Raw genomic sequence first — 9,139 nt, 5'->3', positions numbered from 1 at the left:
AAATCAAATGTAATGCAAAGGCTGCAGCGTCAAGTGTATATAAGAGACAGATCTAATGGCAAACCATGAATCCAAATCCCACTACCTGTGCGTTTTAGCGATCTATCATATGTGTTTGGATAATCTGTGGCAAAGGCTAATGGACCATAATAAGGTGGAAGATTACTAAGCCTAGCGGTGAGATCATACACGCCAATAGGTGTTGTCAAATCACCCTCAAGCTTTTTGTGTCCTCTGCCTTTAGCTACCAATGCGCTAGAGCTTCCTAGCAAATCAAAACCTTGATCTGTTACCTTAAATAATCTCAAATCAGGTATCGCCTTATTTGATACAAAAACATAACTGGCATTTTGAAAATATCCATAACTCACATCTTTTTGCCCTATCACTCTTAACCAATATGATGAGGAGAGCAAATACGATTCTAACTTTTCTTGGACACTTGCTAAGCCCTTTTGTTGATAAAGTTTGATAAGCTCAAAAGTAGCTTCATCAAAAGGTTCTTGTGGGGATTGTGCCATACCCACCCCCAAAAATACACAACAATACATACAGATTCTTAAGATTTTTTCTCTCAAGGTTTCACTCCTTTTTATGGCATATCCGCGCAATCATAGCCTATCTTTTTAAGCTTCTTGGTTTCCTTGCTCCAACCCTTTTGCACGCTCACTTCGAGTTTTAAAAACACCTGTTTATCCAAAAAAAGTTCGATATTTTTGCGTGCAAGTATGCCAATACGCTTAATAGTCTGTGCCTTTGCACCTATGACTACACCTTTTTGGCTTTGTTTTTCGACAATTATTGTAGCATAGATTCGCTCAATTTCGCCTTCCTCATAGCGTTCAATCACCACATCACTCTCATATGGAATCTCATCACTAAGATTCTCAAAAACACTCTCGCGTATAAGTTCTTTGACAATTTCACGCGTTTGTGCAGTCGTTATACATTCCTCATCAAACAAAAATGCAGAATCTGGTAAAAAAAGCGCTATAGATTCTAATAAATCCTTTGGATAAAATCCTTTCTTTACACTCATAGGGACAAGTGCTAAATAATGGGATTGATACTGCTGATATTGTGAAATTTTTTTCATCAAAGTAGCCTTATCAACCATATCAGTTTTGCTGATAAGTAGAATGTGTTTATTATGCACAGGTTTGTCGCGTGAGAGATTCAAAAACTCCTCATAATATCGCACCTCATCGCTCGCAGGTGCAAGATAAATGCCCAAATCACAATCATTCATCGCACGGAGTGATTGATGAAGCATATATTGATTAAGAAGTTTTTCTTGATGATGTATCCCTGGTGTATCAACAAAAATAATCTGTGCATCATAGGATCCACGCGCATCTATACTGCTATGTTGCATAATAATTTGTAATTGTTTTCTTGTAGCATTTGCTTTATGTGAAGTGAGGGAAATCTTTTGCCCAAGGAGGGCGTTTAGTAGTGTGCTTTTACCCGCATTTGGTCTGCCCAAAGTCGCCACAAACCCACAACGCGTTTGTTTATCTTGCATATGTCGCCTACAAAATATAACGAGCTAAATCCACATTCTCTACAAGTTCTCCAAGTTTTTGACGTACCATTTCTGCGGTAATAACAACTTCCTTGCCTATATACTCTTCACACTCAAAACTTATATCCTCTAACACACGCTCTATAGTCGTATGTAAGCGTCGTGCCCCAATATCTTCTGTTTTTTCATTGGCATTAAATGAAAGTCTTGCTAATTCTTTAATAGCCTCATCTTCAAATTCCAAGGTAATATCTTCTGTTTGCAATAAAAGCTGATATTGTCGGATAATAGAGCTTTTAACTTGTGTAAGAATCTTATAAAGACTTTCTTGTGTGAGATTCTCTAATTCTACCCGCAATGGAAATCGCCCCTGTAACTCTGGAATTAAATCACTAGGCTTACTAAAATGAAAAGCACCTGCGGCAATAAAAAGTATATAATCTGTGCGAATCTGTCCATATTTGGTATTTACCACACTACCCTCAACAATAGGTAGCAAGTCTCTTTGCACACCTTCTTTGCTTGGATCTTGTCGAGATCCATCTTTGCCACCTACAGCAATTTTATCAATCTCATCGATAAAAATGACACCCTTTTGCTCCGCACGTCTTAGCCCCTCTTGTTTGATGAGATCATAATCTAGGCATTCCTTTGTTGCCTCATACAAAAGCGCTTCCTTTGCCTCTTTGACACTCATTTCGCGTTTTTGGGTTTGCTCTTGAGCACTCAAAACTTTGATAATAGATTCTTGGACTTTTAACATTTCTGGGGGCATATTTTCATCATTTAGTGAGATATTTTTGCTTACTTCAATCTCAATCACTAACGAATCCATTTCTCCATCGCGCACTTTTTGCTTCATCTTGGCAAAACTTTGTTCGTATTCAGCTTTTTTTTGCTCACTCACACTATGTGGCAAAGGTGGGAGGATCTTGCGCGTAATTTTGTTAAGAATATATTCTTGTATGGCTTCTTGTTGCTCTTGCTTATATTCTTTTTCGACAAGATTAACACTTGCAAGCACCAAATCTCGCACCATAGATTCTACATCACGCCCCACAAACCCCACTTCGGTATATTTACTTGCCTCTACTTTTATAAATGGTAAGCCCATAATTTTAGCCATTCGCCGTGCAATTTCAGTTTTACCCACACCTGTAGAACCAATCATTAAAATATTTTTGGGCGTGATTTCTTCTTGCACTTCTTTTTCAAGTTTCATTCTACGATAGCGGTTTCGCAATGCAACTGCCACGCACTTTTTAGCTTCTTGTTGTCCGATAATATAATCATCTAAATACGCAACAATTTGTCGCGGGGTCATATTTTCTTTATCCATTTATGCTAGCTCCAATATCTTAATATTTGTATTTGTGTAGATACACAATTCGCCTGCGATTTTTAATGATTCTTCTACAAGCGCTCTAGGCTCAATCTCTGCCATTCTATCCAATGCTCTAGCTGCACTTAGGGCATAATTTCCGCCACTGCCAATAGCTGCAATCTTGCCATCTTCGGGCTCGACTACATCGCCTGTGCCACTAAGAATAAAAATATGTTCTTTATTAAGCACAATCATCATCGCCTCAAGTTTTCGCAAGTATTTATCACTTCGCCATTGCTTGCTAAATTCTAGCACAGAACGCACTAACTCGCCTTTTTTGCCCTCTAAGATACGCTCAAACATATCAAAAAGACTAAAAGCATCAGCAGTGCTTCCTGCAAAACCGCTTAAAATTTTATCATTATATAGTGTGCGGATCTTAGTCGCATTCCCTTTAAGGACACAATTTCCAAAAGTTACCTGTCCATCGCCACCAATAATCGCATATTGTTTGCCATTATATTCGCCCTTATAGCCTAGTATCGTAGTTGCTTCAAACATAATCTTCCTTAGAAATTTTAGAATCTCGACATTATAGAATCTCTTTTGTTAATCTCTTGTTAGATTGATGATTTTTTGAGATATAAGGATGCATCTTGATACGCCATTTATTAAACCCCAAATGAATTAAGTCATCTCTTGATAAAAGACTAGATTCCCAAGATAATATTAGTCAAGCAACAAAAATGGAATCTTGATTTTTTCTCCAAATGACACACTACTTGATGAGATAATCGTGGATAATGTCGCAGGCAATCCTTTGTATCACGCAAAGCTAATTTTTGCGATCTGTTTTTCAATCTCCAAGCTTTTATGCAAAGTTTGGATAATTTTTTGAAAATACTCAAAGTTGATTTCTTCATCTTTGTGGCTTTTTAGGTATTTATCTAATACTTGATACCCGCCGATTTTATACTCCCATACGCTAGATTCTACATAAGACACACAACTAAAGCATAAAAACCAAATTTACACATTTAACACCCACAAAACTAGACATACAACGCACTTTAAGCACATAAAAAATACCCAAAAATAGTTTTGTATATAGCTTTTGATATATAGCAAAAAACTTTTACAACAAATAGCACTTTAAAACTATATAAATATCTTTTTAAAAGTTTCTCTCTTGTGCTTAGGTTTTATATAAACAATCCTTACTTTACTTTTTGGCTATGTTTTTTTATAACCTCTCATTTCTCCGCAATGCATTTGTGCTTTAATGTGGCTCATCAAAACCTATTTGATAATTATTTACACAATCAAAAAAAAGCGATATCTATCTTTTTTGAATTTATCTTAAGATTCTTTGGGGTTTGAATCAGATCAAAGAATCATTTAAAATGTTTATTGTTTTTGCAAGTATGAAACTTTTAGAATTTATCTTTTGTGGTTAGGCATTGTTAATTTCTTTGTTGAAAATATAATCTAAATATGCTACAATCACGCGAAGTTCCTAGCTATCAATAAGACTTCAAGGAAGGCTTCCCTTAGCGGATAGATAGCATAGGTCATCAATAATACTCCTTTTGTCTATCTTTAGTCATTACTTCTTCTTCCAAAATGTATTTTGATATTTGTTGATAAAAGCTATCATCATCTTTTTCATATTTTCTAAAAATAGCCCAATTAATATAATCTATAATTTGCAAATTAACACTAGATGCACTTGCATGATGAAAAACATCATATTTTGCATTAATGTTATTTGCTTTAAGATACTGCTTAATCCCACCTTTGATAGCGCCAACTTGCTTATTTTTATTATTTTTTACTGCAAGGTTGTCGGTAATGATAATAAAATTCTGCTTGATTTTAATTTTTTCCAAAAGTCTTGTAATTGCAAATTTAAGATTTTCAGAATAAAACGTAGCACTATCTTGCGTTTTTTCTGGAAATACCTTTGACTTTTCTAAAATGTAGGAGTAAATCTTAATATCTTCTTGTTTGAAAACTTGAAATCAGTTCAAAAAGTTGTTTTTTAATATGCTTATTATCTTCACAGGCATGAAATCTTTCAATATCTAATCTCTTTTCATTTTTTGGTAATGTTAGGTTTCGCTCTAGTAAATCATATCGATAATTCGCAATAGTCTCATGTAGCCTAAAGGGGCGTTTTTTACCCAAAAAGCCAAACATATAATGTTTAGAGCCTTTTTGGCTAAAATCCATATCGCCAGACTCATCTACAAAAATATATAAAGCTTCGCTCATTGCACTTACCTAATAAATGATTTTTATTTGTAGTTAGGCATATTAATTCCTTGAGATTCGTGCAAGAAAATAACCTTCCCCTATTTCACACATCACTTCTTTATCGGCTTTTAATATACTACCATTTAAAATTTTTGTAGAATAATTTTTATTTGATACATATATTCTATATTCATTATTATCTACTTCAAACGTTATATTGCCAGCAGTGTTTTGGGTAATTGTATCAAATTTTTTAGAATAATCATAAAACAAATTGTTTGAAGGACCTTCTCCAATAATAATCAAAGTAGGATCTAACTCTTCAAGCCATTTTTCAGGTATTTTTCCACTTTTTCTCCCATGATGGGGTGCAAATAGCACATCAACTTTTGGTAAATTCACATATATTTTTTCCATAAAGTCCGTCTCTAAATCGCCCATCCACATAAAGCTACATCCATGAGCTTTTAATAAAATAATGGGAGATATATTATTAGGACTTTCTTTATTTTTTACTTTTTTAGTTCGTCTATGAAAACTTGATTATTTACATCATTATTTACATCAGGCCACAAAATATGAATACCTGCGGATTTTCTTTCATTACTATCTAGATTCATCCAATGCCTTTCACGACCTTTTTTAATATAAAAAGCTTTTTTGGAATCTCTTAATTTACAATAATGTTCAAAATCTTGATCATAGTCTTCTTTTTTAGCCTCATTTTTAACACAATAAAAATTTAATATTTTAAATCTATTATCAAAACTTTTTAATCCCATAATATGATCCTTATCGGGATGAGTTGAAATAAATCTTCTAATTGTTTTTCCATGAGACATTATTTTTATATCGTTAAATCCTGAGGTGCGTGCTTTGCTATAATGTTTAGTTTTTCCATGAGACATTATTTTTATATCGTTAAATATTTGTTCTCTATTGTCATTACATATACAACAATCAATTATTGTAAAACTATCACTATGATGTCTAATAGCAAACATATCGCCATTGCCTACAGAAAATGATTTTATAATTGTCATTTTTTCTCCTTATTGTTTAATGTGTTATTAATTCTTTTTATTACATATGAGTTTTGCTTTATATGTGAAAGCAAAAATAGAATTGAAAACAATACAAATACAATTAAAATTTTCCAATCATTAGCTTGCCATTTATTTGGATAAATCATAAATGCATTTGCAATTGGTATCACAAGAAAACTTACCATTAATGTTCTATATGAATTGCTAATTTCACTAAATAATTCTATCTTGTTGTCTATTTTTGATGCTTCAATATATTTTTTATAGTCTTCTCTTGGTAAGATTTTTATTTTTATTAAAATAGGTTCTATTACTAATGATGATATTCTGCTTATACATAATCCTACAAAATAACATATAAAAGCATTTACAATAATTTCTTTATGAAAAATATTATAAATATTAAGTTTTTCTAAACAATAGCAAATAATAACACCAGGAAATAAGTAGTTAAAAATATTATAATTTGACAACTTATTGATTAGTTCTCCCATTTTTCCCCCTTATAATTAACCTTGCTTACACAAAGCTAATTTTTGCAATCTCTCTTTCAATCTCCAAGCTTTTATGCAAAGTTTGGATAATTTTTTGAAAATACTCAAAGTTGATTTCTTCATCTTTGTGGCTTTTTAGGTATTTATCTAATACTTGATACCCTCCGATTTTATACTTTCTATATTGAATTTTTTAATAAAGTCCAAATAATAGACATTATCTTTTCACTTCTTGACGCACAACCTTCTTTTCTCTGCTTTGTGCTTTAATTTGGAGCTCTGCATGTTGATTTTTAATATCAAGTGGCCAATCCATACCTTGTTCTTGCACATTCCATTCAGGAAACTCTCCATTTTCTTTTTCCAGATAATCATCAATGCAACATTGTTCAATGAGTTTATAGGAAATATAAGCATTTGATACTTTTTTGAGACCAAATAAACCCTTGACTTCTTTTTCAAAGTTTTCTTGATAAATCATATAAAACTCAATTTTTTTATCCTCTAAAATTGTATGATATAGAAAATACCACACGCCAAAACTCCGTATGCTTGGACGCCCTTTGACTCCGCCATCTCTATAAATCTCTAGAGTATTTTTTATTCCGCCTATCGCTTGACTCCCGCCAATCTTTTTAATCTCATTATCTACTACAATTAGATACACTCTAGCAACATTTTCGCTGAGAATTTTTTGAGGTAATGGCTCACCTTTCTCATTTTTTAAATCTTTTAAATAATTAAAATTCAACTTTGTGCTACCTTTTACAAATTCTACATCTGCAATTTTAAATGCAGTTTTCACTTCACTTATTTTCATTTCTACTCCTTTATAATTAATACTTCATGGCTTTGTTTTATGTTGTTGTCATCTCCTCTTTGTATTCTATTTTTGCCAACTCTTGTTTCTCCTTGTCCCATTGTATATTGCCACTTTGGTTCTAAAATTTTATAATCCTTATACGCCTCCCTCACAAATTCGCAATCATTATAACTTAAAACAAACTTTCCCTTATGGTTTTTAAGACATTTGCTTAAAAGTTTATGATCAAAACTATTATGATGAATGGGGAAATTTCGCATAGGATAAATTCCTTTAAACATTTTAGAATCGCCTTCTAAAAAATATGGGGGGTCACAATAGAAAAAGTCATTAGGATATTTTTCAAATACCATTTCAAAACTTGCTTGTTCTACTTTTAGATTATCAGTATTAAAGTTTTTAATTTTTTCTAAAGCCTTTATATAGCGTTTTTTATCCTCGTAAATCTTGCTCATCCAGCCTAAAAATCCAGGTCCATAACTTAAATTAAAATTAAAATAATAATTTCTTGCTAGAGTTAAAGAATCTAAATTGATTTGTGGAGTGTTGCTTGGATTTTTATGTCTTTCATTCCAAAATAACTTAAGCTCGTTCTTTATAACTTCATAAACTTCTTTTGTAGGTTTAAGTTTTACAAGCTCCTTGTAAAGAGCTTCAGGGTTTTTACATAAAACTTGCCAAAAATTCACCAAAATATCAAAAATATCAAAAGCTAAGACCTCTATATCAAGCTCCAAAGCAGTTGCAACTTCTACGCTACCGCCCCCAATAAATGGGCTAATAAGCCTTTTTGTGTCGCTAGGAATTTGCTCCAAGATTAGTCCTACTGCTAAACTTTTGCCTCCACCATAACGTAATGGGCTTTTTGTGTAGCGTTTATAGGAAGAGTTTTTACCCTTAAGTTTCTGAAGAAATAATTTTTTAAGTGTGATATTTGTCTTTATGGGCTCTTCTTTAGAATCTTTATAATTCAATAAAGTTATTTGTGTCACAAAATTTCTCCATTTTTATAAAATTTTATCAAATTTGTTTTTATTTTTACGAATTGACCACTAAAATTCAAATCCATAGAATCTATCAATCAAGGCTTTTGGATTATATTTTGGGCTGTTTTTATTGCTAGATTCTAGGGCTTTCCTAAAGGCTTCTAGCAAGAATGTCCCTGTGCCTGTGGCAAAGTCTAGGAGTGTGATAGTTTTATCACTCATTGCTTGATTTAATCCTGTTTTACTAAAATCTTTTTGTAGTGTCAAATCTATGGCATTGATGATAAAGCTTACCACTGAAGCGGGGGTATAATACACGCCTCTAATCTCTCTAAGCTTAGGGTCATAACTCGCTAGAAAAGTCTCATAAAAGTGCAAATAAGGGTCTTTATGCAGAGAATCTCCTAATAAATCTTTTTGTGAGATTTTATTAAGCTCTTTTATCATTTCGCTTATATCTATGTGATTTAATGATAGAGATGATTTCTTCTATAAGCCATTTGATAGAATCTAGCTCTTCTAGGTTGTCCAAAAATCCGCTCATTGCTCTAATAAGTGGGAAAGATTTTGGGATAAATTTTTTGGCATTGCTTAGATTGATATTTTCGTGTGTGGTGTTGTTTAGGCGTGAAAGAAAGAGGCTATAAGTAAGCGTTTGAGCAAAGCTATCGCAAAAGTTTTGATA

Annotated in this window: 12 protein-coding genes and 1 pseudogene; all 13 read right to left on the bottom strand. The window is 32.6% G+C overall.

Features of this window, described 5'->3' with window-relative positions; translation table 11 throughout:
• Positions 1-29 precede the first annotated feature (29 nt).
• Positions 30-578, bottom strand: coding sequence for a L,D-transpeptidase family protein (locus tag C6H22_RS06620; RefSeq protein WP_158654656.1), 549 nt, complete (start codon positions 576-578; stop codon positions 30-32).
• 14 nt (positions 579-592) lie between these two features.
• Complete coding sequence (gene era, locus C6H22_RS06615) at positions 593-1,525, bottom strand: GTPase Era (RefSeq protein WP_104694529.1); 933 nt, start codon at positions 1,523-1,525, stop codon at positions 593-595.
• 7 nt (positions 1,526-1,532) lie between these two features.
• Positions 1,533-2,864 carry an HslU--HslV peptidase ATPase subunit gene (hslU, locus tag C6H22_RS06610; protein ID WP_104694528.1) on the bottom strand — a complete coding sequence of 444 codons (1,332 nt, stop codon included), beginning with the start codon at positions 2,862-2,864 and terminating at the stop codon, positions 1,533-1,535.
• Positions 2,865-3,410 (bottom strand): ATP-dependent protease subunit HslV, encoded by a 546-nt coding sequence (gene hslV / locus C6H22_RS06605; protein WP_104694527.1) that lies wholly within the window; start codon positions 3,408-3,410, stop codon positions 2,865-2,867.
• A 264-nt stretch (positions 3,411-3,674) separates the two neighbouring features.
• Positions 3,675-3,854, bottom strand: coding sequence for a hypothetical protein (locus C6H22_RS06600; protein ID WP_104694526.1), 180 nt, complete (start codon positions 3,852-3,854; stop codon positions 3,675-3,677).
• A 569-nt stretch (positions 3,855-4,423) separates the two neighbouring features.
• Positions 4,424-4,828, bottom strand: coding sequence for a DUF3800 domain-containing protein (locus C6H22_RS09025; protein WP_267892033.1), 405 nt, complete (start codon positions 4,826-4,828; stop codon positions 4,424-4,426).
• 13 nt (positions 4,829-4,841) lie between these two features.
• Entirely contained in the window at positions 4,842-5,123 is a 282-nt protein-coding gene (locus C6H22_RS09020) for a DUF3800 domain-containing protein (RefSeq protein WP_104694524.1), read from the bottom strand.
• A 42-nt stretch (positions 5,124-5,165) separates the two neighbouring features.
• The gene (locus C6H22_RS08775) at positions 5,166-5,552 is read right to left on the bottom strand and encodes a ComEC/Rec2 family competence protein (protein ID WP_199769817.1); all 387 of its coding nucleotides are present in this window, start codon (positions 5,550-5,552) and stop codon (positions 5,166-5,168) included.
• A gap of 65 nt (positions 5,553-5,617) precedes the next feature.
• Positions 5,618-6,148: an MBL fold metallo-hydrolase gene (locus C6H22_RS08770; RefSeq protein WP_199769816.1), complete on the bottom strand. Its 531-nt coding sequence runs from the start codon at positions 6,146-6,148 to the stop codon at positions 5,618-5,620.
• On the bottom strand, positions 6,145-6,645 hold the full coding sequence (locus C6H22_RS06580; protein WP_104694523.1) for a hypothetical protein: 501 nt from the start codon (positions 6,643-6,645) through the stop codon (positions 6,145-6,147). Before C6H22_RS06580 ends, C6H22_RS08770 begins: the two co-directional genes overlap by 4 nt.
• Before the next feature lie 217 nt (positions 6,646-6,862).
• A complete protein-coding gene (locus C6H22_RS06575) occupies positions 6,863-7,465 on the bottom strand; it encodes a GIY-YIG nuclease family protein (protein ID WP_104694522.1) in 603 nt (200 codons plus the stop codon).
• A 2-nt stretch (positions 7,466-7,467) separates the two neighbouring features.
• Entirely contained in the window at positions 7,468-8,412 is a 945-nt protein-coding gene (locus tag C6H22_RS06570; RefSeq protein WP_104694531.1) for a DNA adenine methylase, read from the bottom strand.
• A gap of 111 nt (positions 8,413-8,523) precedes the next feature.
• A pseudogene (locus C6H22_RS06565) lies at positions 8,524-9,139 on the bottom strand (N-6 DNA methylase); the annotation flags it as partial.

It is taken from the genome of Helicobacter equorum (assembly GCF_900198655.1).
Lineage (GTDB): Bacteria > Campylobacterota > Campylobacteria > Campylobacterales > Helicobacteraceae > Helicobacter_F > Helicobacter_F equorum.
This window is presented reverse-complemented; position numbering and strand designations above follow the sequence as displayed.

What these genes read in the sequence shown, in the direction of transcription:
- hslU (WP_104694528.1), bottom strand. Translation starts at nt 2,864, where the DNA reads ATGGATAAAGAAAATATGACCCCGCGACAAATTGTTGCGTATTTAGAT.
- C6H22_RS09020 (WP_104694524.1), bottom strand. Translation starts at nt 5,123, where the DNA reads ATGAGCGAAGCTTTATATATTTTTGTAGATGAGTCTGGCGATATGGAT.
- C6H22_RS08770 (WP_199769816.1), bottom strand. Translation starts at nt 6,148, where the DNA reads ATGACAATTATAAAATCATTTTCTGTAGGCAATGGCGATATGTTTGCT.
- C6H22_RS08775 (WP_199769817.1), bottom strand. Translation starts at nt 5,552, where the DNA reads ATGTGGATGGGCGATTTAGAGACGGACTTTATGGAAAAAATATATGTG.
- C6H22_RS06580 (WP_104694523.1), bottom strand. Translation starts at nt 6,645, where the DNA reads ATGGGAGAACTAATCAATAAGTTGTCAAATTATAATATTTTTAACTAC.
- C6H22_RS06575 (WP_104694522.1), bottom strand. Translation starts at nt 7,465, where the DNA reads ATGAAAATAAGTGAAGTGAAAACTGCATTTAAAATTGCAGATGTAGAA.
- hslV (WP_104694527.1), bottom strand. Translation starts at nt 3,410, where the DNA reads ATGTTTGAAGCAACTACGATACTAGGCTATAAGGGCGAATATAATGGC.
- era (WP_104694529.1), bottom strand. Translation starts at nt 1,525, where the DNA reads ATGCAAGATAAACAAACGCGTTGTGGGTTTGTGGCGACTTTGGGCAGA.